This window comes from Citrobacter sp. wls827 (genome assembly GCF_005280875.1).
GTDB lineage: Bacteria > Pseudomonadota > Gammaproteobacteria > Enterobacterales > Enterobacteriaceae > Citrobacter > Citrobacter youngae.
The window spans coordinates 123,171-148,338 of the sequence record NZ_SZWR01000010.1 but is presented as its reverse complement, the minus strand read 5'-3'; the positions used below and the strand labels follow the sequence as shown (position 1 = coordinate 148,338).

At 53.7% G+C, this 25,168-nt stretch carries 20 protein-coding genes; 8 read left to right on the top strand and 12 right to left on the bottom strand.

Annotated elements, in window-relative coordinates; all coding sequences use genetic code 11:
• Positions 1–36: 36 nt before the first annotated feature.
• On the bottom strand, positions 37–2,316 hold the full coding sequence (gene maeB, locus FDX03_RS04035; protein WP_048210958.1) for an NADP-dependent oxaloacetate-decarboxylating malate dehydrogenase: 2,280 nt from the start codon (positions 2,314–2,316) through the stop codon (positions 37–39).
• Between the two features lie 279 nt (positions 2,317–2,595).
• On the opposite strand from maeB, the gene tkt reads away from it, so the two are divergent.
• Entirely contained in the window at positions 2,596–4,590 is a 1,995-nt protein-coding gene (gene tkt, locus FDX03_RS04030; RefSeq protein ID WP_137345513.1) for a transketolase, read from the top strand.
• Between the two features lie 82 nt (positions 4,591–4,672).
• Here the strand turns inward: tkt and FDX03_RS04025 are convergent, their stop codons facing one another.
• From FDX03_RS04025 to aegA, 3 genes are all read right to left on the bottom strand, one after another.
• A complete protein-coding gene (locus tag FDX03_RS04025; RefSeq protein WP_048212548.1) occupies positions 4,673–5,716 on the bottom strand; it encodes a DUF1176 domain-containing protein in 1,044 nt (347 codons plus the stop codon).
• Between the two features lie 124 nt (positions 5,717–5,840).
• Positions 5,841–6,416 (bottom strand): GDP-mannose pyrophosphatase NudK, encoded by a 576-nt coding sequence (gene nudK, locus FDX03_RS04020; protein ID WP_137345512.1) that lies wholly within the window; start codon positions 6,414–6,416, stop codon positions 5,841–5,843.
• A 156-nt stretch (positions 6,417–6,572) separates the two neighbouring features.
• Positions 6,573–8,552 carry a formate-dependent uric acid utilization protein AegA gene (gene aegA, locus FDX03_RS04015; protein WP_137345511.1) on the bottom strand — a complete coding sequence of 660 codons (1,980 nt, stop codon included), beginning with the start codon at positions 8,550–8,552 and terminating at the stop codon, positions 6,573–6,575.
• Positions 8,553–8,816: 264 nt separating this feature from the next.
• Here aegA and narQ point away from each other — a divergent pair, with 264 nt between their 5' ends.
• Positions 8,817–10,514, top strand: a complete 1,698-nt coding sequence (gene narQ, locus FDX03_RS04010) for a nitrate/nitrite two-component system sensor histidine kinase NarQ (protein WP_048210954.1) — start codon at positions 8,817–8,819, stop codon at positions 10,512–10,514.
• A 184-nt stretch (positions 10,515–10,698) separates the two neighbouring features.
• On the top strand, positions 10,699–13,812 hold the full coding sequence (acrD, locus tag FDX03_RS04005; RefSeq protein WP_137345510.1) for a multidrug efflux RND transporter permease AcrD: 3,114 nt from the start codon (positions 10,699–10,701) through the stop codon (positions 13,810–13,812).
• Positions 13,813–13,886: 74 nt separating this feature from the next.
• On the opposite strand, the gene ypfM is transcribed toward acrD, so the two are convergent.
• Complete coding sequence (ypfM, locus tag FDX03_RS04000) at positions 13,887–13,946, bottom strand: protein YpfM (protein WP_001386977.1); 60 nt, start codon at positions 13,944–13,946, stop codon at positions 13,887–13,889.
• Between the two features lie 388 nt (positions 13,947–14,334).
• On the opposite strand from ypfM, the gene FDX03_RS03995 reads away from it, so the two are divergent.
• From FDX03_RS03995 to FDX03_RS03985, 3 genes are read left to right on the top strand one after another with little or no spacing between them, the layout of a single operon-like run.
• Complete coding sequence (locus FDX03_RS03995) at positions 14,335–14,691, top strand: ArsC family reductase (RefSeq protein WP_115601680.1); 357 nt, start codon at positions 14,335–14,337, stop codon at positions 14,689–14,691.
• 3 nt (positions 14,692–14,694) lie between these two features.
• The gene (gene dapE / locus FDX03_RS03990) at positions 14,695–15,822 is read left to right on the top strand and encodes a succinyl-diaminopimelate desuccinylase (RefSeq protein ID WP_061068318.1); all 1,128 of its coding nucleotides are present in this window, start codon (positions 14,695–14,697) and stop codon (positions 15,820–15,822) included.
• Between the two features lie 27 nt (positions 15,823–15,849).
• The gene (locus FDX03_RS03985) at positions 15,850–16,050 is read left to right on the top strand and encodes a YpfN family protein (protein ID WP_003835080.1); all 201 of its coding nucleotides are present in this window, start codon (positions 15,850–15,852) and stop codon (positions 16,048–16,050) included.
• A 92-nt stretch (positions 16,051–16,142) separates the two neighbouring features.
• Here FDX03_RS03985 and ypfH read toward each other — a convergent pair whose 3' ends face one another.
• The 6 genes from ypfH to dapA all read right to left on the bottom strand — a co-directional run bounded on the left by ypfH (position 16,143) and on the right by dapA (position 22,695).
• Positions 16,143–16,841, bottom strand: a complete 699-nt coding sequence (gene ypfH / locus FDX03_RS03980) for an esterase (protein ID WP_048210950.1) — start codon at positions 16,839–16,841, stop codon at positions 16,143–16,145.
• 73 nt (positions 16,842–16,914) lie between these two features.
• A complete protein-coding gene (locus FDX03_RS03975) occupies positions 16,915–18,930 on the bottom strand; it encodes a GNAT family N-acetyltransferase (protein ID WP_137345509.1) in 2,016 nt (671 codons plus the stop codon).
• 15 nt (positions 18,931–18,945) lie between these two features.
• On the bottom strand, positions 18,946–19,812 hold the full coding sequence (locus FDX03_RS03970) for a neutral zinc metallopeptidase (RefSeq protein WP_048210948.1): 867 nt from the start codon (positions 19,810–19,812) through the stop codon (positions 18,946–18,948).
• Positions 19,813–19,940: 128 nt separating this feature from the next.
• Positions 19,941–20,654, bottom strand: a complete 714-nt coding sequence (gene purC, locus FDX03_RS03965) for a phosphoribosylaminoimidazolesuccinocarboxamide synthase (RefSeq protein ID WP_003835086.1) — start codon at positions 20,652–20,654, stop codon at positions 19,941–19,943.
• 111 nt (positions 20,655–20,765) lie between these two features.
• Complete coding sequence (gene bamC / locus FDX03_RS03960; protein WP_048210947.1) at positions 20,766–21,800, bottom strand: outer membrane protein assembly factor BamC; 1,035 nt, start codon at positions 21,798–21,800, stop codon at positions 20,766–20,768.
• A gap of 16 nt (positions 21,801–21,816) precedes the next feature.
• The gene (dapA, locus tag FDX03_RS03955) at positions 21,817–22,695 is read right to left on the bottom strand and encodes a 4-hydroxy-tetrahydrodipicolinate synthase (protein ID WP_005121885.1); all 879 of its coding nucleotides are present in this window, start codon (positions 22,693–22,695) and stop codon (positions 21,817–21,819) included.
• 145 nt (positions 22,696–22,840) lie between these two features.
• Between dapA and FDX03_RS03950 the strand changes: the two genes are divergently transcribed.
• Positions 22,841–23,413 (top strand): glycine cleavage system transcriptional repressor, encoded by a 573-nt coding sequence (locus FDX03_RS03950; RefSeq protein WP_197081302.1) that lies wholly within the window; start codon positions 22,841–22,843, stop codon positions 23,411–23,413.
• Complete coding sequence (gene bcp / locus FDX03_RS03945; RefSeq protein WP_048210945.1) at positions 23,413–23,883, top strand: thioredoxin-dependent thiol peroxidase; 471 nt, start codon at positions 23,413–23,415, stop codon at positions 23,881–23,883. The genes FDX03_RS03950 and bcp overlap by 1 nt, the downstream gene beginning before the upstream one ends.
• Before the next feature lie 118 nt (positions 23,884–24,001).
• On the opposite strand, the gene iadA is transcribed toward bcp, so the two are convergent.
• Entirely contained in the window at positions 24,002–25,165 is a 1,164-nt protein-coding gene (gene iadA / locus FDX03_RS03940) for a beta-aspartyl-peptidase (RefSeq protein ID WP_137345508.1), read from the bottom strand.
• Positions 25,166–25,168 lie beyond the last annotated feature (3 nt).

The window sequence follows — 25,168 nt, the reverse complement described above, 5'->3', positions numbered from 1 at the left end:
CGGGAGAAACCCGCGCCGGAATTAATTAAAGTGAAATTACAGCGGCTGAGTCTGTGCTTCAACGACCGCCAGCGCCACCATATTAACGATACGACGAACAGAGGCGATCGGTGTTAATACGTGAACCGGTTTCGCTACGCCCATCAGTACCGGGCCAACCGTTACGCCCTCGGAACTTGAAACACGTAGTAAGTTGTAACTAATACGCGCGGCTTCCATATTCGGCATAACCAGAATATTGGCGGAGCCTTTCAGCGGGCTGTCCGGCATGCGGTCATTACGAATACTTTCCACCAGCGCGGCGTCACCGTGCATTTCACCGTCAATCATCAGTTCTGGCGCACGTGCCTTAATCAGCGCCAGCGCTTCGCGCATTTTGCTGGCCGACGGGCAGTTAGATGAGCCAAAGTTGGAGTGCGACAGCAACGCTACCTTCGGTTCGATACCAAAGCGACGCACGGTTTCTGCCGCCATAATGGCGATTTCAGCCAGTTGATCCGGCGTCGGGTCGTCGTTGACGTAGGTATCGGCGATAAAGGTATTACCGCTTGGCAGCAGCAGCGCGTTCATTGCCCCCGCCGTATGCACACCGTCACGGTGACCGAATACCGCGTTCACCACGCTGAAGTGCTCGTGGTAGTCGCCGATCGTACCGCAGATCATCGCATCCGCTTCACCGCGCTGCACCATGATCGCACCGATCACCGTGGTATTAGCAATCACCGCCCGCTGCGCCTGCTCCTGGGTGATCCCACGGCGCTTCATGATCTGATAATACTCACTCCAGTACTCTTTAAAGCGCGGATCGGATTCATTGTTGACTATTTCAAAATCAACGCCCGCTTTGATCTGCAGACCCAGTTTCTGGATGCGCATCTCGATCACGCTCGGACGACCAATCAGGATCGGCTTCGCCAGACCTAAAGTGATCAATTCCTGGGTGGCGTGCAGCACACGCGCCTCTTCCCCTTCCGTCAATACCACGCGCTTCGGCGCTTTGCGTGCCAGCGAGAAAATCGGCTTCATGAACAAGTTAGTTTTGTAGACAAACTCACTCAGCTTATCGATGTAAGCATCAAAGTCGGCAATCGGGCGCGTCGCCACGCCAGAGTCCATCGCCGCCTTCGCCACCGCAGGCGCTATTTTGACGATCAGGCGCGGGTCGAACGGTTTAGGAATAATATATTCCGGGCCAAAGCTCAGGTCCTGATCGCCATAGGCTGAGGCCACAACTTCGCTCTGCTCGGCATGCGCCAGTTCCGCAATGGCATGTACCGCGGCCAGCTTCATCTCTTCGTTGATGGCGGTTGCACCGACGTCCAGCGCGCCGCGGAAGATGAACGGGAAGCACAGCACGTTGTTAACCTGGTTCGGATAATCAGAGCGGCCGGTGCAGATGATGGCGTCGGGACGTACCTCTTTTGCCAGCGGCGGCAGAATTTCCGGTTCCGGGTTCGCCAGCGCCAGAATCATTGGCGCGCGCGCCATTTTCTTGACCATTTCCTGGGTCAGCACTTTCGGGCCGGAGCAACCGAGGAAAATGTCTGCGCCATCAATCACGTCGTCCAGCGTGCGCTTACCGTCATCCACCACCGCGTAGGCCGCTTTGGTTTCGGCCATATTCGGTTCACGATCTTTATAAATCACGCCTTTGGAGTCGCAGACCACAATGTTGTGTTTCTGCATGCCCAGCGCCACTAGCAGGTTCATACAGGCAATCGCCGCAGCACCTGCGCCAGACACCACCATGCGCACGTCGGAGATATTTTTCTCCACCACCCGCAGACCGTTAAGAATGGCGGCGGTACTGATGATTGCCGTGCCGTGCTGATCGTCGTGGAAGACCGGAATATTCATGCGCTCACGCAGCTTTTGCTCAATGTAGAAGCATTCCGGCGCTTTGATATCCTCTAGGTTGATACCGCCAAACGTCGGCTCAAGAGCCGCGACCACGTTGATAAATTTATCCGGGTCGAGTTCATCAACTTCGATGTCAAACACGTCAATTCCGGCGAATTTCTTAAACAGGACGCCTTTCCCTTCCATCACCGGCTTGCCAGCCAGCGCGCCAATGTTGCCCAGCCCCAGCACCGCCGTACCGTTGGAAATAACCGCAACCAGATTACCGCGCGCGGTGTATTTGTAGGCGGCCAGCGGGTCTTTTTCAATTTCCAGACACGGAGCTGCAACACCGGGTGAATAGGCCAGCGCAAGGTCACGTTGAGTGGCAAGCGGTTTGGTCGGAGAAACCTGAATTTTGCCTGGTACTGGAAATTCGTGGAAATCGAGGGCGCTTTGTTTTAACTGGTCATCCATCTTGTTGTTCCTTTCACGTATCGATCAAAAAAGTGTCGCAGGTAACCCTTCTATTGAGCCGCACATTATCACCTCTGTCAGCGGCGCAAACTTTGAAGGTCGCCAAACTCTCACTACTCAAAGAAAGAATTTGTTATCAATTTATAACAGCCATGTTACCTGCTTAAGCCAGCAATACCATGCCTGTCTGCTATGCTTTTTGCTGACAACGCCTGCAAATTCTCCAAAAGTGTGAATTAACACACGCTCTAACGCTTTACTTTTCAAGGAGTATTTCCTATGACCCGTAAAGAGCTTGCCAATGCCATTCGTGCGCTGAGTATGGATGCCGTCCAAAAAGCCAACTCAGGCCATCCCGGCGCACCGATGGGAATGGCAGATATCGCCGAAGTGCTGTGGAACGATTTTCTCCGCCATAATCCGAGCGATCCTCACTGGTACGATCGCGATCGGTTTATTTTGTCCAACGGCCACGCCTCAATGCTGCTTTACAGCCTGCTGCATCTTTCCGGCTATGACCTGCCGCTGGAAGAATTAAAGAGCTTCCGCCAGTTGCATTCAAAAACGCCCGGCCACCCTGAGCTTGGCTACACACCGGGCGTGGAAACCACCACCGGGCCGCTGGGCCAGGGTTTAGCCAACGCTGTCGGAATGGCGATTGCTGAACGCACGCTGGCGGCGCAGTTTAACCAGCCGGACCATGAGATTGTCGACCACTTCACCTGGGTTTTTATGGGCGACGGTTGTCTGATGGAGGGGATTTCCCACGAAGTCTGTTCGCTGGCGGGCACGCTGGGACTGGGCAAACTCATCGGCTTCTACGATCACAACGGCATCTCAATTGATGGCGAAACCAAAGGCTGGTTTACCGACGATACTGCGAAACGCTTCGAGGCCTACCACTGGCATGTGATACACGATATTGACGGTCACGATCCTGAGGCGGTGAAAAAAGCGATTCAGGAAGCGCAAAGCGTTACCGACAAGCCGTCGCTGATTATCTGCCGCACGGTGATTGGTTTTGGATCACCGAATAAAGCCGGGAAAGAGGAAGCGCACGGTGCGCCGTTAGGTGAAGAAGAAGTGGCCCTGGCCCGACAGAAACTGGGCTGGCATCATCCAGCTTTTGAGATCCCGAAAGAGATTTATCGGGCGTGGGACGCACGTGAGAAAGGCGAAAAAGCGCAACAAGGCTGGAAGGAGAAATTCGCAGCTTACGAACAAGCCTACCCGGAACTGGCGGCAGAGTTTACCCGCCGGATGAGCGGAGAACTGCCGGAAGCATGGGAAGAAACGACCCGGAAATATATTACCGACCTGCAGGCCAACCCGGCCAAAATCGCCACCCGTAAGGCCTCGCAAAATACCCTGAACACCTACGGACCGATACTACCCGAACTGCTTGGCGGCTCGGCGGATCTTGCGCCCAGCAACCTGACCATCTGGAAAGGCTCCACTTCTCTTAAAGAGGATCACGCAGGAAACTACATCCACTACGGCGTGCGTGAATTTGGCATGACCGCCATTGCCAACGGTATCGCGCACCACGGTGGCTTCGTACCGTACACCGCAACGTTCCTGATGTTTGTTGAATATGCCCGTAATGCCGCGCGCATGGCGGCGCTGATGAAAGCCCGACAAATTATGGTTTATACCCACGACTCAATTGGTCTGGGGGAAGACGGTCCCACGCATCAGGCCGTCGAACAGCTCGCCAGCCTGCGACTGACGCCGAATTTCAGCACCTGGCGACCGTGCGATCAGGTTGAGGCGGCAGTGGGTTGGAAGCTGGCAGTCGAGCGTCATAACGGCCCTACGGCGCTGATCCTCTCCAGGCAGAATCTGGCACAGGTTGAACGCACGCCTGAGCAGGTGCAGCAGATTGCCCGCGGCGGCTATGTGCTGAAGGATAGCGGCGGTAAGCCGGATGTCATCCTGATTGCCACAGGTTCAGAAATGGAAATTACATTGCTGGCGGCGGAAAAACTGACCGGTGAAGGCCGTAACGTACGGGTAGTTTCTCTGCCCTCAACTGATATCTTCGACGCCCAGGATGAGGCGTACCGGGAGTCGGTCCTGCCGGCAAACGTCAGCGCACGCGTGGCGATAGAAGCGGGTATTGCCGACTATTGGTACAAATATGTCGGCCTGAAAGGGGCTATTGTCGGCATGACCGGTTATGGGGAATCTGCCCCGGCAGACAAGCTGTTCCCGTTCTTCGGCTTTACGGTGGAGAACATCGTCGACAAAGCGCATAAGGTGCTGAACGCCTGATGGCGACGCTCACGCGTCTTATCAGGCCTACGACATCTATCACCATCAGGCCGTATAAGGCGCAGTCGCATCCGGCATTAAATTAACGCGTAATCCACAGCGTGGGCCAGGCATCTGGTCCATGCCAGTTATCACAGCTTGGCTCTTGTGCGTAACGCACCAAACGAAAGCGCTGGCCGTCAAACCGCCAGCGAGTCTGGATCCCGCAGTCCGATAAACCTCGCCCTTTGGCGAGAGTGACCAATTCGCGAGATTTCTCGTCAAACGTAGCGTTGGTCAGCTCCATGTCGGTACTGTCAGCATCGGTTTTAAATGGCAGGCTCAGACGTACTGCGCGAGAGGTAAACGGTGTGGTACGAGAAACGGTCCATGCCAGATCGATCGTGTTGTATGCCCCTGCTTCGCAGCCGATCATCAGCAGAGCTTTGTCGTCCGTTAAGGCGAAAACCCGCATCTCACGACGCATGGGATCGAGTGAACAGCGGATGCCATTGATCCGCCAGTTGCCATAATCCAACAGCTCATTACGCTCCTGTTGAGTGAGTGGCGTTGGCGTGGAATTAACCACCGCCACACCTTTCAGAGCGGGAGCTGGCGGAACGCTGAGCGGCGGCTCGTCACCTTTCTCAATCCAGGCGGTTTCGCTACCGACGCGCTTTTGTTGCGCATCAATAAACAACAATGCTGCTTTCAGCCCAGACAGAGAAAGCGTTTGCGTACCTTTTTGCAGGGTAATGGCTTTCGCATCCTGCACGGCTTGTAAAAATGTAGCGATGGTAGCCGGATCATCCGTCATCAAATGCCAGGGCGTAAGACGCCAGTGTTCACCGGCCAGTGGGAGTGGCGCGCCGTCCAGCAGCAAGCGCGGCGCAATATCTGCCTCTTTGACATCAGGAGAATCCATACCGCCAAGTTCAATACGCAACACGGCATCGGTATGTGCCCCGGCGCTGCGGCTCAGGGTCATCACCAGACCGTGATGATCTCCCGTATTTCGCGCCACGCAGAAGTTTTGGTTATTGCACGTCACCTGCCAGTCAGCAAACGCCTGTTGCGCAGGCGCCGCCCACAGCAAATGGGCCGGTAGCAGGCCGAGCAGGAACACGAAAATAATGCGATAGCGCATGGACGGTACAACTCCGAAATCAAAACACACAGCCCAGGCGGTATCTTCCTTGCGCGACTAATGAGGCTCAATAAGAATCGTCGGATTGGCCTGTATCTTTGTAAAGAAATATAAGCCCTGATCGCTAATCCATAAGATGCGACGATTGCAGGTAGTTCAGTAGCAGCACCGTTTTCCCGTCGCGAATCTCGCCCGTTTTGATCATCGACAGTGCCTGTTCAAAAGGCAATTCCAGTACTTCAATATCCTCATCTTCAATACCGCCACCCGCATTTGCGCGCTGACTGTCACTGTATTGCGCGATAAAAAAGTGGATTATCTCCGTCACGCCACCCGGCGACATATATAACTCAAAAAGTTTCCGTGCTTCGCCCACTTCATAGCCAGTCTCTTCAATGGCTTCTTTACGAATGCAAACTTCCGGCTCATCGTTGTCCAGCAACCCGGCGCAGGCTTCAATCAATTGTCCACTTTCATTGCCGTTAACCCAGGTCGCAATACGAAACTGACGGGTCAGCACGACGTTTTTTTTCTCCGGGTTATACAGCAAAACTGTGGCGCCGTTACCGCGATCGTAAACCTCACGTTTGTGGCGAATGACCTCGCCATTGCTGCGGGTCAGGTCATAGGTGATATTGCGCAGGATGAAGTAGTTATCGGACAGGACTTTATCTTTGATGAGGGTGATTTTTTGCGACATACCGACTCCACGGTGAGAAGTGAGAAATAATACTACGCCGTGAAACCGGGTTTGTCCTGGAACTATGAATGCCTGATAAGCAAAGCGCCATCAGGCATTCATCCGGCACATTGCCGGATGGCAACGCTAACGCGTTTTATCCGGCCTGGACGCTGATTAGTGAGATTTGACTGATTTTACACCCAGCCAATCAATGATGCCTTGTGCGGCATGCCGCCCTTCCGCCATCGCTGTAACAACCAGATCCGCACCGCGAACCGCATCACCACCGGCAAAGATTTTCGGGTTGCTGGTTTGATAACGGTATGCGCTTTCAACATTGGCGGCAATACGTCCCCAGTTATCGACCTTCACACCCTTACTCTCAAGCCACGGCATGCCATGCGGGTGAAAACCAAACGCCATGATCACCGCATCTGCTGGCATGACAAACTCACTCCCGACGATGGGAACCGGGCGACGACGCCCCTGCGCATCAGGCTCACCGAGCTGGGTTCGTAAGAAACGCACGCCGCTGACGCGACCGTCGGCATTCAGCACCAGCTCCACCGGCTGGACGTTAAACTCGAAATTGGCCCCCTCTTCCCGGGCATTCTTCACCTCTTTTTTCGAACCTGGCATGTTGGCTTCATCACGACGATAGGCGCAGGTCACCTGGCTTGCACCGTGACGCAGCGCGGTACGTACACAATCCATCGCCGTATCACCGCCGCCCAGCACGACCACGTTCAGCCCTGCGGTGTCGATAAACGGCTCTTCAGGCAACTCGTCCAGCCCCATCACCTGCTTGGTATTGGCAATCAGGAACGGCAGCGCGTCATACACGCCAGGCGCGTCTTCATTCGGCAGATCCGCCTTCATCGAGCGATAAGTCCCGACGCCCACAAACACGGCATCGTAGTCCTCGAGTAACGCGGCCAGCGCCACGTCCTTGCCGACCTCACAGTTCAGCTCGAAATGAATACCCATGGCGCTGAAGATTTCACGGCGACGCGTCAGCAGCGATTTGTCCAGTTTGAAGGCCGGAATGCCGAACGTCAGCAAACCGCCGATTTCGGGGTGGCGATCGTACACGGTAACGCTGATACCGCTACGCGCCAGCACATCCGCGCAGGCCAGGCCCGCCGGACCTGCGCCGATGATGGCAACGCGTTTATCGACTTTCTGCACATGGCTTAAGTCGGGTCGCCATCCTTTGCTCAGCGCCCGATCGGAGATGTAACGCTCAATATTACCGATAGTCACCGCGCCATGCTCGTTACGCACGGTACAGGCTCCTTCGCAGAGTCGGTCCTGCGGGCACACGCGCCCGGTCACTTCGGGTAAGCAGTTGGTCTGGTGAGAAAGCTCAACCGCCGCATCGATATTCCCGGCTTTTACCAGTTCAATCCACTGCGGGATGTGGTTATGCAGCGGGCAGGTCCATTCGCAAATACTGTGGTCGCCGCATTTCAGGCAGCGGGACGCTTCCCGTTCAGCCTGCACTGTGCGAAACGGCAGATAGATCTCTTCAAAACTGGTTTTACGCGCCTCAATCGGCAGTTTATCCGGCTCGCCACGCGCAGGCGTCGCCTGCATTTGCTCACGTTTGGTGATGATATGTGGAACAAAATCGGTAGCGCTGGTATGCCATGGCTGGCTTTCCAGACTGGCGGTACGCAACCTGCGCGCTTTTGACAGACCGGTAAGCGAATTCTCCGTCACCAGTTGCAACGCCTGCGCCGGACAGTTCTCCACGCAAGCCGGGCCCTCTTCACGCCCATGACACAGGTCGCATTTGTGCGCCGTTGCTTTTACCTTTCCTTTAGCGACCGGAGTGAGTACGATCTGCATCGTACCAAAAGGACAGGCCACGACACACGATTTGCAGCCAATACACTTTTGCGCATTTACCTGAACGCTGTCGTACTCATGACTAATGGCCCCATTCGGGCAACTTCTGGCGCAGGGGGCATCTTCACAGTGGTGGCAGGTGACTGCACTGCGTTGTTGCTGATGCTTGATGACAGTAATTCGGGGCTGAAAATGCCGTTGGCTCAGGACATGCTGCTCGCCGTTGTGGGCCATGACACAGGCGACCTCACAGGCGTGGCATCCCAGGCACTGTTGGCTATTGACCATAATAAAACGATTCATGGCTTCCTTCTTTTTTGGTTGCGAAAACCTTATTCTTTATATGACTGTTGTTATTAACCGACCCTGAAGAGGGCGGCAATGTTCATTTGCCCAGGAAGCACAACTATTTATCCAGAACCTGTGGCAGATCAATTTATTTCATCGAATATGAAATTGTGTTTCATTTAACAATCAGTTTCATGATTACTTTTTTAACATTTATCAAATACGCTGAATCGTTCAGGTTGAGTCGGAGCGTGGCGTGAATTGTGTGAGGGTGCGCAAGTGACGGTAAAGCGTCCGGTCTCAGCCAGCCTGGCTAAGGCTTTTTTCTATATAGTGTTGCTGTCGATTCTCTCAACGGGTATTGCACTGCTTACGCTGACCAGCAGCTTGCGGGATGCTGAGGCCATCAACGTTGCGGGCTCATTGCGCATGCAAAGCTACCGTTTGGGTTACGATCTGCAAAGCCAAAGCCCACAGCTCAACGCTCACCGCCAGCTTTTCCAGCAGGCGTTAAACTCGCCCGCATTACAAAATCTGAACGCATGGTATGTCCCGCAAGCGGTAAAAAGCCGCTATGGCCGCCTGCATGCCAACTGGCTGGAAATGAACGCCCGTCTGATCGATGGCGATTTAAAATGGTACCAGGCCAATATCAATAGCTATGTCGATCAAATCGATCTCTTCGTGCTGGCACTTCAGCATTATGCCGAACGCAAGGTGATGTTGGTTTTTGGCATATCGCTGGCGGGGGGGATCGGCATCTTCACCCTCGTCTTCTTTACGCTACGGCGTATTCGCCAGCAGGTGGTGCGTCCGCTGAATAAGCTGGTGATGGCCAGCCAGCATATTGAACACGGTCGGTTTGATATCTCACCGCTGGATACACAACTCCCCAACGAACTGGGATTACTGGCAAAAACGTTTAGCCAGATGTCGAGTGAGTTGCATAAGCTGTACCGTTCACTGGAAGCCTCCGTCGCCGAGAAAACCCACGATCTCCACGAAGCCAATCGCCGTCTGGAAGTGTTATATCAATGTTCCCAGGCACTGAATACCAGCCAGATTGATGTGTACTGCTTCCGCCATATTTTACAGATTGTCCGCGAACATGACGCCGCGTATTTCCTGGAGCTCACCGTCGGTGATAACTGGCGAATCAGCGAAGGAACGGCAAGCCCTGAACTGCCAATGCAGATCCTGCCCGTCACGATGCAAGATACAGTTTACGGTGAACTGCACTGGCAAAGCCCGAATGTGAATGCTTCCACACCACTGCTCAACAGCGTATCAACTATGCTCGGGCGCGGGCTGTACTTCAACCAGGCGCAAAAGCATTTTCAGCAACTGCTGCTAATGGAAGAGCGAGCAACCATCGCCCGCGAGCTGCACGACTCGCTGGCGCAGGTGCTCTCTTATTTACGTATTCAGCTTACGCTACTGAAACGCGCTATTCCGCAGGATAACGTTCCGGCGCAAAGCATCATGGCGGACTTCTCCCAGGCGCTGAATGATGCTTATCGCCAATTGCGCGAACTGCTTACCACCTTCCGCCTGACCTTACAGCAGGCCGATTTGCCTTCTGCCCTGCATGAAATGCTGGAAACGTTGCAAAATCAAACATCGGCTAAACTGACTCTCGATTGTCGACTGCCAACACTGGCACTGGACGCGCAAATGCAGGTGCATCTGTTACAAATCGTCCGTGAAGCGGTGCTGAATGCCATTAAGCATGCCAATGCCAGCGAAATTGCTGTCAGCTGTGTTACCGCGCCGGATGGTAATCATACCGTTTATATCCGTGATAACGGTGTCGGTATCGGTGAGCCTCATGAGCCTACGGGGCACTACGGTCTGAATATCATGCGTGAGCGTGCAGAGAGACTCAGCGGTACGCTGACCTTCTCGCAACCTTCCGGCGGGGGAACGCTGGTGAGTATCAGTTTCCGTTCAGCTGAATCAGACAGTGAGCTAACGTAAAGAACCGCAAAGCGCCGTCGGGTCTGGATCCAGGCCTGACGGCGTTGGCACGAAAGGTATGCTGTAAACGGGCATGATAATTTACATTATCTTCTTTTTTTCTCCACGTTTGACCCGTACCTTGCCGCTAAAGTGAAGCAAGCCATACCCATAACGATACGCAGAAACACGAGGTCCTCTTTTAATGGCGAATTTTTTCATCGATCGCCCCATTTTTGCCTGGGTGTTAGCTATCCTGTTGTGCCTGACAGGAGCCCTGGCTATTTTTTCGCTGCCCGTTGAGCAATATCCCGACCTGGCACCGCCAAACGTGCGGGTCACCGCCAACTATCCTGGCGCATCGGCTCAGACTCTGGAAAACACCGTCACCCAGGTGATCGAGCAGAACATGACCGGTCTCGATAACCTGATGTATATGTCGTCGCAGAGCAGCGGGACAGGCCAGGCTACGGTGACGCTTAGCTTCGTTGCCGGAACCGATCCTGACGAGGCCGTCCAGCAGGTGCAAAACCAGCTGCAATCGGCAATGCGTAAGCTGCCGCAGGCGGTACAGGATCAGGGGGTCACGGTGCGTAAGACCGGGGACACCAATATTCTGACAATCGCCTTCGTCTCCACCGATGGCTCAATGGATAAGCAGGACATCGCCGACTACGTGGCGAGTAATATTCAGGACCCGCTTAGCCGTATTAACGGTGTAGGGGATATTGATGCTTACGGTTCACAGTACTCGATGCGTATCTGGCTCGACCCGGCCAAACTTAACAGCTTTCAGATGACCGCCAAAGATGTGACTGACGCTATTGAATCACAGAATGCGCAAATTGCGGTTGGGCAGCTTGGCGGTACGCCTTCGGTGGACAAACAGGCGCTAAATGCGACGATCAACGCCCAGTCCCTGCTGCAAACGCCGGATGAATTCCGTGCAATTACGCTTCGCGTTAACCAGGACGGGTCTGAAGTTAAATTGGGCGACGTCGCCACGGTTGAAATGGGTGCGGAAAAGTACGACTACCTTAGCCGGTTTAATGGCAACCCGGCTTCCGGTCTGGGGGTGAAACTGGCCTCCGGCGCCAATGAAATGGCAACGGCAGAGCTGGTGCTTAACCGCCTTGACGAACTGTCACAGTATTTCCCGCACGGGCTGGAATACAAGGTCGCGTATGAAACCACCTCCTTTGTTAAAGCCTCAATTATCGACGTGGTGAAAACGCTGCTGGAAGCCATCGCGCTGGTATTCCTCGTGATGTATCTGTTCCTGCAAAACTTCCGCGCCACGCTTATCCCGACCATCGCCGTTCCCGTCGTCCTGATGGGCACCTTCTCCGTGCTTTATGGTTTTGGCTACAGCGTCAACACCTTAACAATGTTTGCAATGGTGCTGGCAATTGGCCTGCTGGTCGATGATGCCATCGTGGTGGTGGAAAACGTCGAGCGTATTATGAGTGAGGAAGGCCTCTCACCGCGTGAAGCGACGCGAAAATCGATGGGGCAAATCCAGGGAGCGCTGGTCGGTATCGCCATGGTGCTGTCGGCGGTGTTTATCCCGATGGCCTTCTTCGGTGGCACGACAGGGGCTATTTACCGCCAGTTCTCAATTACTATCGTCTCCGCAATGGTGCTGTCTGTTCTGGTGGCGATGATCCTGACCCCTGCCCTGTGCGCTACGCTACTTAAACCGCTGCATAAAGGTGAGCATCATGGTCAAACAGGCTTCTTCGGCTGGTTTAATCGGATGTTTAACCGCAACGCTGAGCGTTACGAAAAAGGCGTTGCGCGGATCCTGCATCGCAGCCTGCGCTGGATACTGATCTACGGACTGCTGCTTGGCGGCATGGTGTTCCTGTTCCTGCGCCTGCCAACGTCCTTCTTGCCGTTAGAAGACCGCGGGATGTTTACCACCTCGGTACAGTTGCCGAGCGGCTCCACGCAGCAGCAAACATTAAAAGTCGTTGAGGAAGTCGAGAAGTACTACTTCACCCACGAAAAAGACAACATTATGTCCGTCTTCTCCACGGTCGGTTCCGGCCCTGGCGGGAATGGTCAAAACGTGGCGCGTATGTTTGTCCGCTTAAAAGACTGGGATGAGCGCGATACCACTACCGGTACCTCCTTTGCCATTATCGAGCGTGCAACCAAAGCCTTCAATAAGATTAAAGAAGCCCGCGTCTTCGCCAGCAGTCCTCCGGCGATTAGCGGCCTCGGAAGCTCTGCTGGTTTCGATATGGAGCTGCAGGACCACGCCGGTGCAGGCCATGACGCGTTAATGGCCGCACGCGACAAATTAATTGAGCTGGCCGGGAAGGATTCTTCCCTGACCCGTGTTCGTCATAACGGCCTGGATGACAGTCCGCAACTGCAAATTGATATCGATCAGCGTAAAGCTCAGGCGCTGGGCGTTTCCATTGATGACATCAACGACACATTGCAAACGGCGTGGGGCTCCAGTTACGTAAACGACTTTATGGACAGGGGCCGCGTGAAGAAGGTTTACGTCCAGGCTGCGGCAAAATACCGCATGCTCCCGGACGATATAAACCTGTGGTACGTGCGCAACAATAGCGGCGGCATGGTGCCTTTCTCGGCCTTTGCCACATCGCGCTGGGAAACCGGTTCACCGCGTCTGGAACGCTATAACGGCTACTCCGCCGTCGAGATCGTCGGCGAAGCAGCCCCCGGCGTCAGCACTGGTACTGCGATGGACATCATGGAATCGCTGGTCCATCAGTTGCCGACCGGATTCGGCCTCGAATGGACAGCGATGTCTTATCAGGAACGGTTATCGGGATCTCAGGCTCCTGCCCTGTACGCTATTTCACTGTTGGTCGTGTTCCTGTGTCTGGCTGCGCTATACGAGAGCTGGTCGGTTCCCTTCTCCGTTATGCTGGTCGTACCGTTGGGTGTCATTGGCGCGCTGTTGGCGACCTGGATGCGTGGTCTGGAAAACGATGTGTACTTCCAGGTCGGGTTACTCACCGTTATCGGGCTTTCGGCAAAGAACGCGATATTGATTGTTGAATTCGCCAATGAGATGAACGAAAAAGGACACGATCTGCTCGATGCCACACTGCATGCCTGTCGCCAGCGCTTGCGTCCGATTCTGATGACGTCACTGGCGTTTATCTTCGGGGTACTGCCGATGACAATCAGCAGCGGTGCTGGCTCCGGCGGCCAGCATGCGGTGGGGACTGGCGTAATGGGCGGGATGATTTCAGCCACGATCCTGGCGATTTACTTCGTGCCTCTGTTCTTTGTGCTGGTACGCAGACGCTTCCCGTTGAAACCACGCCCGGAATAATCGGGCACAAAAAAGGCGACTTACGATGAGTCGCCTTTTTCATCCTTTGCAGGATATGAATTTCTTCCAGAAAATTATTTACGAAGCATCACTTCGATAAAGTCTTTCCAGTTCCCCAGTTCACGTTCAATCATAACAACCTCTCTTATTATTATGAGCATTCTACGAAATCATCCTCATTAAAAGAAGATAATTTAACCGATGGTTGTGATTACATCCTCCAGTGCTTGGGGTCATGTCATCACTATGCGCTATACCCATAAATTTTATGTGACTCACTGCAATATTTTGAAATATTCACACATAATCTACGACTTTGACAATTTTGATGGAAAAACAGACTGATGCAAACAGGTTAATTCTGAAATACCGATCGACGTGAAATTTTGGAACTTTCAGGAATCATTATTCACCGTTGTTCAACAATGTTATATTTTTCTATAACGAATGAATGACAATATGTATTATCAGAAACGCGAGAATACAAGAATAAGTATTCAAAATACGTTAATAAGGATTCACATGATCACCCTCTACGGCATTAAGAATTGCGATACAATTAAAAAGGCCCGACGCTGGCTGGAAACGCAGGGTATTGACTACCGCTTCCATGATTATCGTGTCGACGGTCTGGACAACACGCTGTTACAGTCCTTTATCAACGAGTTAGGCTGGGAGGCGCTGCTCAATACGCGGGGAACCACCTGGCGCAAACTGGATGAAGCAACGCGTAATCAAATCACTAATGCCACTGCTGCCGCCTCATTGATGATTGAAATGCCTGCAATTATCAAACGCCCATTGCTCTGCGCGCCGGGTAAGCCTATGCTGCTTGGTTTCAGCGAATCCAGTTATACGCAGTTTTTTAATGAGGTGTAATCTATGTCGTGCCCGGTTATTGAGCTGACACAGCAGCTTATTCGCCGTCCATCTCTGAGCCCGGATGATGCCGGGTGCCAGGCGTTAATGATTGAACGCCTGCGTGCGGTAGGTTTTACCGTTGAGCGAATGGATTTTGGTGACACACAGAATTTTTGGGCATGGCGCGGAAAAGGTGAGACCCTGGCATTTGCCGGTCACACCGACGTAGTGCCCGCAGGCGATGTTGATCGGTGGATCAATCCGCCGTTTGAACCGACCATTCGCGACGGCATGCTGTTCGGACGCGGTGCGGCCGATATGAAAGGTTCGCTGGCGGCAATGGTCGTGGCCGCAGAGCGTTTTGTCGCACAGCATCCAGACCATCAGGGTCGTCTGGCGTTTTTGATAACCTCTGACGAAGAAGCCAGCGCTAAAAACGGCACCGTGAAGGTGGTTGAAACGCTGATGGCGCGTAATGAGCGGCTGGATTATTGCCTGGTCGGTGAGCCGTCCAGCACCGAAATCGTCGGTGACGTGGTGAAAAATGGACGTCGTGGTTCACTCACCTGCAACCTGACCATTCATGGCGTGCAGGGCCACGTAGCCTACCCACATCTGGCCGATAACCCGGTGCACCGGGCTGCGCCAATGCTCAATGAGCTGGTGGCGATTGAGTGGGATCAAGGCAATGAGTTCTTCCCGGCAACCAGCATGCAGATTGCCAATATTCAGGCGGGCACGGGCAGCAACAACGTCATCCCTGGCGAACTGTTTATTCAGTTCAACTTCCGTTTCAGCACCGAATTAAACGACGAAATGATTAAGTCGCGGGTATTGGAACTGTTGGACAAGCACCAACTGCGTTACACAGTAGACTGGTGGCTTTCCGGTCAACCGTTCCTGACCGAACGCGGTAAACTGGTGGATGCAGTGGTGAACGCCATTGAGCACTATAATGAGATTAAACCGCAGTTACTGACGACAGGCGGGACATCCGACGGGCGCTTTATTGCCCGCATGGGGGCACAGGTGGTGGAACTTGGGCCGGTCAATGCCACCATTCATAAAATAAATGAATGCGTCAATGCCGCCGACCTGCAGCTGCTTGCCCGTATGTATCAACGTATCATGGAACAACTCGTCGCCTGATGAGTGTTCCTGCAAGAGGAAATGAGCATGGACTGGCTGGCAAAATATTGGTGGATTTTAGTGCTGGTGTTTCTGGTGGGGGTACTGCTGAATGTGATCAAAGATCTTAAGCGTGTCGACCACAAGAAGTTTCTCGCCAATAAGCCGGAACTTCCCCCGCATCGTGATTTTAACGATAAATGGGACGATGACGACGATTGGCCGAATAAGGATCAGCCGAAGAAATAATTTGTAGGCCGGATAACACATATCACGTTGCTATCCGGCACTATCACTGACTGTCATGCCGGATGGCGGCTTCGCCTTATCCGGCCTACACGTTATATCATTTCAATCACATCATCATCGTGAGGCTTACCACCGCTCAGCGCTTCATCAAAGTAGTGCTTCGGTACGGTAAAGCGCAGATGATCAAGCGCGAACTGCATGCTGTGTTCATCAATGGCGTGCCCCAGATTTTCGACGATATCCAGAGTCACATCCCCACCTGCACGAATTAACGCTTCCTGCGCAGCAACCGCATGAGATAACTCAATCACCCGATCTTCACCGCCGTGAATCAAATGCACTGTGGTAGCGGTGGTAGCGGCTTCCGGCAAGGTGGCGTAACGACCATTAAAGGCAATGACCCGCGATGCCAGCCCTGGCTCGGCTTTGATGCTCTCAAGCGACATAATCGCCCCTTGCGAAAAGCCAATCAGCGCGGTGGCCTGAGGTGACACACCACTCTGTTTCTGCCAATAGCGAACGGTTTCGATAAACACCGGCATGATGGCATCAATACGCGCCTGACGGTTCTCTTCTGTTACACCCTGAACAGAAAACCATTGACGCCCACCGGCAGCGCTATAAGGCTCAGCGCCACCAATACTGACAATCAGCGCGTCCGGAAACAGTGGTGCAAACCAGGAACCAATTTCGCCCATGGCAACCGGGTTATCGCCGACGCCATGAAACAGCAACAGTAGCTGTTGAGCGGGTTTATCGGGACTTTGAACAACAAAATGGTCATGTTTCATGGCGATCTCCTTAACTGATGAGAATTATTCTACGCCGCTTAACCGCAATGACCATGCCAGGAAATTGAAGAAGTTAGTGAAAAAATTGCCATTGCATAATGCGATTACGTAACCGTTGCTGACGTTCGGTATCCAACTGCGCTAACGCCTGTGCCGCCTCCTCACGCTGAACCAGCAGCAATGCTTTGCGCCCCGAGACCTTCAGCCGCTTGCACAGTTCTGCGTCACTGCATTTTTCCTGTAAACGCCCACGCAGCGCCGGAAGAGGCTGTTCACAGTGCTGGAGAAGACGGCTTAAGCAACCGAGTGAGGTGAGTAACGGCCGATGCGCGAAGGCAAACCCTGCCAGCTCATCCCAGTCATCATCATTAAGCGTAGACTCTTTCAGTGGGACGACCGGGATACACTCATCATTCCATTGTGCGAGGATCGCCGCATCGCGACGCAATCGCTGATGCTCCCGCTCAGCCAGACGCTGCCCGGCATCACTGATGGGAAGCAACGCCATTGCCGTATAGCACCCGCTGCTGGCTTCACGATGATTCCCCATTCGCACCATGACAAAACCGCATCGCTGCCAAAAACGCCACAATTCGGCCGTATAACCAAAACTGACGGAAAGATAGTCACACTGCGAGGAATACTGATGGGCCTGCATAATCAGCTGTTGCCCGATACCTTCCCGCTGGCGAGCGGGATGAACCGCAATTCGACTAACTCGTCTCCCGACGAGCGTCGCCGCCAACGGGTCACCACCATGCGCCGCCAGTGACTGCGCAACCAGATTGCCTCTTGGCCGGCGATATCCTGCCCAAACGGCCTGGCTTAATTCTGCGGATAATCCCCCTTCATCGACCAACCAGACGGCTCCCGCGACCGAGCCAGCAGCCGAAGCATGCAGAAAATGCTGACCTGGTGCATCCATCATGCGTCGCAGGTCCAGCGGTGAGGTACGGTAATGCGCCCCGGAAAGCAGTTGGTAGACCGCCAGAGGCAGATGCGGATTGCGATGCCAGGCGGTCGACTCAAAGGCAGAGAAGTGGATATTGCCCTGAGGGGGATGCGAAAAGGTTTCGTCGTCGAACACCAGTGCCTCGCTGACGATTTTTTCCAGCGGGCACCCCAGAGCCCACCTGATGGGCTGCTGCAGTTCATAGCGCCGCAGATAGGGGAAGCGAGCGCAGAATTTCAACAAAAACCCTCTGCCAGTTCCTTCATAGCCCTGTACGGTGGTGGTTAACAGCGTGCGGGGAAAACGCGCCACCAGTTGGTGTAGCAGCGGCGCGGGGATCGCGGCGGCTTCATCCACGATCAGCCAGTCTGCAGTTGCAGTACTGCTTAACAGCGCGTCCGGCGCCATAAAGCAGTAGCGTTCCCCAGCAAATTGCGCCAGTACATCCGTTGCCGCTTTCGCCGGAGCGGTAACGATAGCCGTCCCCGTCATGCGCGAAATCAACTGTCCTGCCAGCGCAGATTTACCCCGGCCACGCGCGGCGGTCACCGCAACCACACCCGGAGGCATATCCAGCAAATGATGTAAAATCTTCGCCTGTTCCGGCAGGGGATCGCCGTTTGCCGCCTGCCAGTCTGCCCGTACAGGAAAGTGCGGACAGGAAACCGGCTGATGCTGCTGCCAGTGCAGAGCCTGTCCGTCACGGGAAATCACCCGTTTGACGTGCTCAACAAAGTGCGGTGTGGGAATGGGCTCAGCACAATCGCTCCAGCGTAGTGAATCCACGTCCGGATGCGAGTGCCAGGCCTGCCAGGGTGGGGTCAGCAACACCAGCCAACTCCCGGCGCGGAGCGTGCCGCTGAGTGCGGCAAACGCCGCCGCGTCAAATCCCTGTCCGGCGTCGAAAACCGCATGACGAAACTCGCGCCCCAGTAACGTTTGCAGCGCCTGTGGTGTGCAACCTGGCTCTGCGGGGGCTGTTGCCCCTACCCACAGCCAGTCGCCGGGCAATGTTTTGCGTAGCGCTAACGCTTGCGCCTGGCACCAGTTTTCTTCGCCGCTGATGACCAGCAGACGACGGATTCCTTCTCTGGCCATGCGTTCAGTGAGCGCACTCAGTGCTGCATTGTCAGACATCCCTGCCTCAATATCTTAAATGCCTTTGCCAAAGGTATTACATTGTCCCGGATCGCCACTGTCAAAGCCGCGTTTAAACCAGGTGTAACGTTGCTGCGAGGTGCCGTGAGTAAAACTATCGGGCACAACGCGCCCTTGCCCCTGCTGTTGCAAACGATCATCACCAATGGCCTGAGCGGCGTTTAGCGCCTCTTCCAGATCGCCAGATTCAAGTACACCCTGCTGCTGCATACTGTGACCCCAGACACCGGCAAAGCAATCTGCCTGCAGCTCCATACGAACGGAAAGGCGATTCACTTCGGCCTGAGAGGCATTTTGCTGCATCTGACGAACTTTCGGTTCAATGCCCAGTAGTTTTTGCACATGGTGGCCTACTTCGTGCGCGATGACATAGCCCTGAGCAAAATCGCCATCAGCGCCCAGCTTGTTTTTCATGTCATCATAGAATGAGAGGTCGATATACACCGTACCATCCGCCGGGCAATAAAACGGCCCCATCACGGACTGGCCCGCACCGCAGCCGGTACGCGTCGCGCCACGATACATCACCAGCTTCGGCTGTTGGTAGGTCCGGCCCATTTTTTCAAACTGCTGCCCCCAGGTATCTTCGGTCGTTGCCAGTATCACCGAGGTGAATTTTGCCGCTTCATCATCATTTGGGCTAATGGAGTGTGATGATTGCTGTTGGGATACAGGTTGGCCGGTCATTAATCCGGTAAGATCCACGCCATAATAGCCCGCGACAAGCACCACAATCAGCAGGATGATGCCGCCTTTACCACTGGGCAAACGAAAACCCGGTCCGCCCATAGAAGGGCCGCCGCCGGCGCTGTTTCGTCTGTCTTCCACATTGTCACTTTCACGACGCCCTTGCCAGCGCATAATCACCTCAACTTTTTATTCATTATGATGATGATCGTAGGCGGTTCGGAACAGGATTACCATAAGAAACAGTAATCAAAATCGGCGGGATTGATGAGCCGGAGAGCGATCGCCGGCTCAGGGGGGCGTTAGTCTAACTTCACACCCAGACGATGCGCGACAGCTTCATAGGCTTCGATCAGGCCGCCCAGACTCTGGCGGAAGCGATCTTTGTCCATTTTATCCAGCGTTTCTTTGTCCCACAGACGGCTACCGTCCGGTGAGAATTCGTCGCCCAGCACGACTTCGCCTTTGTACAAGCCAAACTCAAGTTTGAAGTCGACCAGAATCAGACCAGCATCATCAAACATCTTTTTCAGCACGTCGTTGGCTTTGTAAGTCAGCTCTTTCATACGTGCCAGATTCTCTTTGCTCACCCAACCAAAAGTTTCGCAATAGGAATCGTTAATCATTGGATCGTGCATAGCATCGTTTTTCAGGAACAGATCAAACAACGGCGGATTCAGTTCAATACCTTCCTCAACGCCTAAACGCTTAACCAGTGAGCCTGCCGCGCGGTTACGTACCACACATTCAACCGGTACCATCTCCAGTTTTTTCACCAGACATTCAGTATCGGATAGCAGTCGCTCCATCTGGGTAGGAATGCCTGCTTCTTGCAGTTTGGTCATAATGAAATGGTTGAATTTGTTATTCACCATACCTTTACGGTCAAACTGTTCAATGCGCGCGCCATCCCCTGCTGACGTATCATTGCGGAATTCGAGCACCAACAGGTCCGGGTTTTCCGTGCTGTATACGGTCTTCGCTTTACCACGATACAACTCAGCTTGCTTTTGCATCTTTATTACTCCTGGGTGTGAATTAACGATAAATATTGCGTTTTTCTGCCGACGCACACGTTTGCGTATCATATCAGAAAAAAAGGGCTGGAGTTATCCAGCCCTTTATTTTTACTTACTGAACGCTGCCTGGAAGACGGCGACCAGCGCGTCGTTCTGGCTTTGCGTCAGGGTATGCCCCTTAGGATCGATAAACTGCAAACTACTGCGGTTGTCTAAATCACCGACCTGCAGTTTGTAGTCGCCGGATACCAGACCCGGATCGCTCGCGCCCAGCTCCTGCCAGTTACTGTCTGACAGTGGTTTGTAAGTCACAGCGATGCTGCCCTGAGAACGAGTGCTGTCGGTCACTTTCATCCCCACTTTTTCCAGCGCTGCCGGCAGACGCTGCCATACCACGTTGAACGGTCCACGTACCACCAGCATCGGTAAACCGGTGTCATCTGCAGCACTCTGAACGTCCATAGTCGCGGCAGAACGGTTCTGCGCGGCATTCGCGGCGTCGGTGGCGTTCTTATCCAGACCAGCAGAGATAACGTTCATCATCTCAGCGCTGTAACGCTGCATTGATGCCGCATCGGCTACCGGTTTACCTGCCTGCTCGAGGTTAATCAGTTTCACCGTCACCGCTTGCTGATAGCCCTGCGGTTTAACCGAGATTTGATAACGCCCACGGTACTGTTCGTCTTCATCCAGACGGTTCCAGTCAACCCAATCGGTAGTCAGCGTCTGGCTGGCATCATCACGTTTGGCGATGGTGTAGTTTTTAGACTGAACAACGCTCACGACCTGCGGCCACAGCGTGTTGCCACGACCATTTTCCACCAGCAATGTCGCTGTATCGCCCGCGATCTGAGTACGGGCGCCAGTAACTAATGCTAACGGCTGAGCCGGTGGGCGAATATCCAGCGCTTTACCCACGGCACCGCTGCCGTTGGTTACCGGGATGTTATAGTCGCCGGTCATAACCGGCAGAATCATCCCAGCTGGCGCGTGAAGCTCAGCAAGCGGTGCGGCCTCCAGATAGGATTCATCACCGCTCACCTGGCGCTTATAGCGCGAGTCAGAACTACAGGCCGCGAGCAACATAACAAGCGAAACACCCGCAACCTTGGCCAGGCGCGACTTTTGTACTGAGTAAGCCATCAAATCTCCCTAAACTTTACAGCAAACCGGCATGCTTAAGCGCCGCTTTGACGATATCACGAGCATTGTCCGTGATTGGCGTCATCGGCAAACGTAGCGTATCGGTCGCCACAAGTCCCAACTCCTTACATGCCCATTTCACTGGGATAGGATTGGGTTCGACAAATAGTTTGTTGTGTAACGGCATCAGACGTTGGTTGATCACCCGCGCCTCGGCAAAATGCCCTTCTGCCGCCAGTTTGCACATTTCGGCCATATCGCGTGCCGCAACGTTAGCCGTTACGGAAATCACGCCATGACCACCAAGCTGCATGAAGTCCAGTCCGGTCGCATCATCACCGCTAAGCAGAATAAAATCGTCTGAAACCAGCTCTTTGATCTGGTGAACACGACTTAAGTTCCCTGTGGCCTCTTTGATAGCGACAATATTTTTTACCTTCGCCAGGCGACCCACGGTTTCCGGCAGCATATCGCAGCCAGTACGGGACGGCACATTATACAGAATTTGCGGCAGGTCAGTATGTTCCGCGATGGCTTTGAAATGCTGGAACAAACCTTCCTGAGTTGGGCGGTTGTAGTAAGGCGTCACCGTCAGGCAGCCGACAACACCGCTGTCGTTAAAACGCTGCGTCAGACTAATGCCTTCTGCGGTCGCATTGGCGCCCGTTCCGGCAATAACCGGAATACGCCCATCGGCCAGCTCCAGCGTCATCATTACCACATCGCCATGTTCATCATGACTCAGGGTAGCGGACTCACCGGTGGTGCCAACCGAAACGATCGCCGAGGTGCCGCTGGCGACATGATAATCAATCAGTTTTTTCAGGCTCGACCGGCAGACTTTACCTTTCTCATCCATCGGCGTAATAAGCGCGACAATACTTCCCGTGAACATGGGCCATCCTCTGTGCAAACAAGTGTCTCAATGGTACGTTTGGTACGACAATAAAAGCAAGCGACCATAGCCCTTCTGATTGTTGTATGCATGTTTTTTTTATGCTTTCCTTATGATTACCTCACCGCTCAAAGGAAGAACAGGTTTGACATCGCCATCGCAACACTATCTGGTCATTACTGCGCTGGGTGCTGATCGCCCGGGAATTGTGAACACTATCACCCGTCATGTCAGCAGTTGTGGCTGTAATATCGAAGACAGCCGACTGGCCATGCTGGGTGACGAGTTTACGTTTATCATGCTGTTATCCGGAACCTGGAATGCCATCACCCTGATTGAATCAACCTTGCCGTTGAAAGGCGCAGAGCTGGATTTATTGATTGTGATGAAGCGTACGACCGCGCGTCCCCGTCCGGCGATGCCCGCCACGGTATGGGTACAGGTCGATGTCCCCGACTCGCCTCATTTGATTGAGCGCTTTACCGCCCTTTTTGACAGCCATCAAATGAATATTGCGGAACTGGTTTCGCGCACACAGCCGGCTGAAAACGGCAAGACTGCACAGTTGTTTATTCAAATTACCGCACATAGTCCTGCGTCACATGATTCGGCAAATATTGAGGATGCGTTTAAAGCACTCTGTACAGAACTCAATGCGCAAGGCAGTATTAACGTCGTCAATTACTCACAGCATGATGAACAGGATGGAGTTAAGTAATGAACCCACTGAAAGCCGGTGATATCGCACCGAAATTTAGCTTGCCGGATCAAGACGGAGAACAAGTAAATTTAACCGACTTCCAGGGACAGCGTGTTCTGGTTTATTTCTACCCGAAAGCCATGACGCCCGGCTGTACCGTACAGGCCTGTGGCTTGCGCGATAACATGGATCAGTTAAAAAAAGCCGGTGTTGAAGTGCTGGGGATAAGCACCGATAAACCAGAGAAGCTTTCCCGATTTGCGGAGAAAGAAGTGCTTAACTTCACGCTCCTGTCTGATGAAGATCATCAGGTTTGCGAGCAATTTGGCGTCTGGGGTGAAAAGTCATTTATGGGTAAGACCTACGATGGCATCCACCGCATTAGCTTCCTTATTGATGCCGAAGGCAAAATTGAACATGTGTTTGATGATTTCAAAACCAGCAATCACCACGACGTGGTACTGAACTGGCTGAAAGAGAACGCCTGATTTACGTTTTGCTGGAAAAAGCCTGATGGCGCTTCGCTTATCAGGCCTACGCAGCTTATTAATATTGCGAAACTTGTAGGCCGGGTAAGGCATAGCCGCCCCCCGGCATAAAGGTCGTTTATTCAAACGTTCCTTTTACACACGCTTGCTTCTCTTTCACCATGGCTTTCCCCTTTGCCCAAAGGTAATTCACTTCCAGCGCGTCGTTCAGCACCAGAATGTCCGCATCGCATCCCACCGCCAAACGCCCTTTATGCTCTAGTCCCAAAAATTCTGCGACCGTACGCGTCAGCGGACAGAGCGCCTGTTCCAGCGGTATGGCATGAACTTTCACCAACTGGCGCACCGTTTCCGCCAGTGATTCAAACCCCGCGACACCGATACCGGTGAGATTACCTAACTCATCAAATTCCGGCTGGCTGCCGTTGCCATCCGAGCTCAGGGTAATGCGCGACAGTGGCACGTTCTGGCGCAACGCTGTAGCAATCGCCATTGCCGGATCAACAGGCTCATCAATGCTGCTGGTGATATCGATATAACCGCCCTGGCGGGCATACTCCAGCGCCGCCTGGAACAGCGGTTCCGCACGATTAACATGCGTTGGCAACAGTTTGGTAATCGGGACATCACAGCACTCGAGGATGTTGTACAACGGCTCCAGCATGCGCGGGCTGTCACCCATGTGGAAAACGCTTACCCCCGGTTTGCGCCCTAACAATCCACCTACCCGCGACTGAGCCGCCATGTTCGCCAGCGCCGAGGTGTCCGGGGCGGAGGAACGATGGTCCGAAACCGCACATTTCACGCCAATGACTTTATCGATCAGCGCCACGTCGCGATCGATACTGCCGGTGATGGTCGGCGATGGCAGAGAATAGGCCCCGGTCAACATCCATGCGCTGATGCCTTCAAACTCCAGCGCACGTGTTTTCGCCAGCAGCGATTCCGGGCGACGGGTGATGCCATCGGTACCCAGCAATCCCACCACCGAGGTGACGCCAGCTTCCACCAGTCGTGACAAGCGCACTTCCGGCGTGCGGGTATGTGGCCCTGCCTCTCCGCCACCGCCAATCAGATGGACGTGCTGATCGATAAAGCCGGGACAAACAATTGCCCCATCAAGGTTGATGCACTCACAACCGGGAAAATCTTCTGCTGCGATAGACGGAGCGATGGCGACAATTTTACCGCCAGAAATCAGAATATCCTGTCGGCCTAAATCTTCAGGTGCGTATACGTGTCCCTGCTGGAACAACGTCAAATTAAGAATGGAACAGTTCATAAC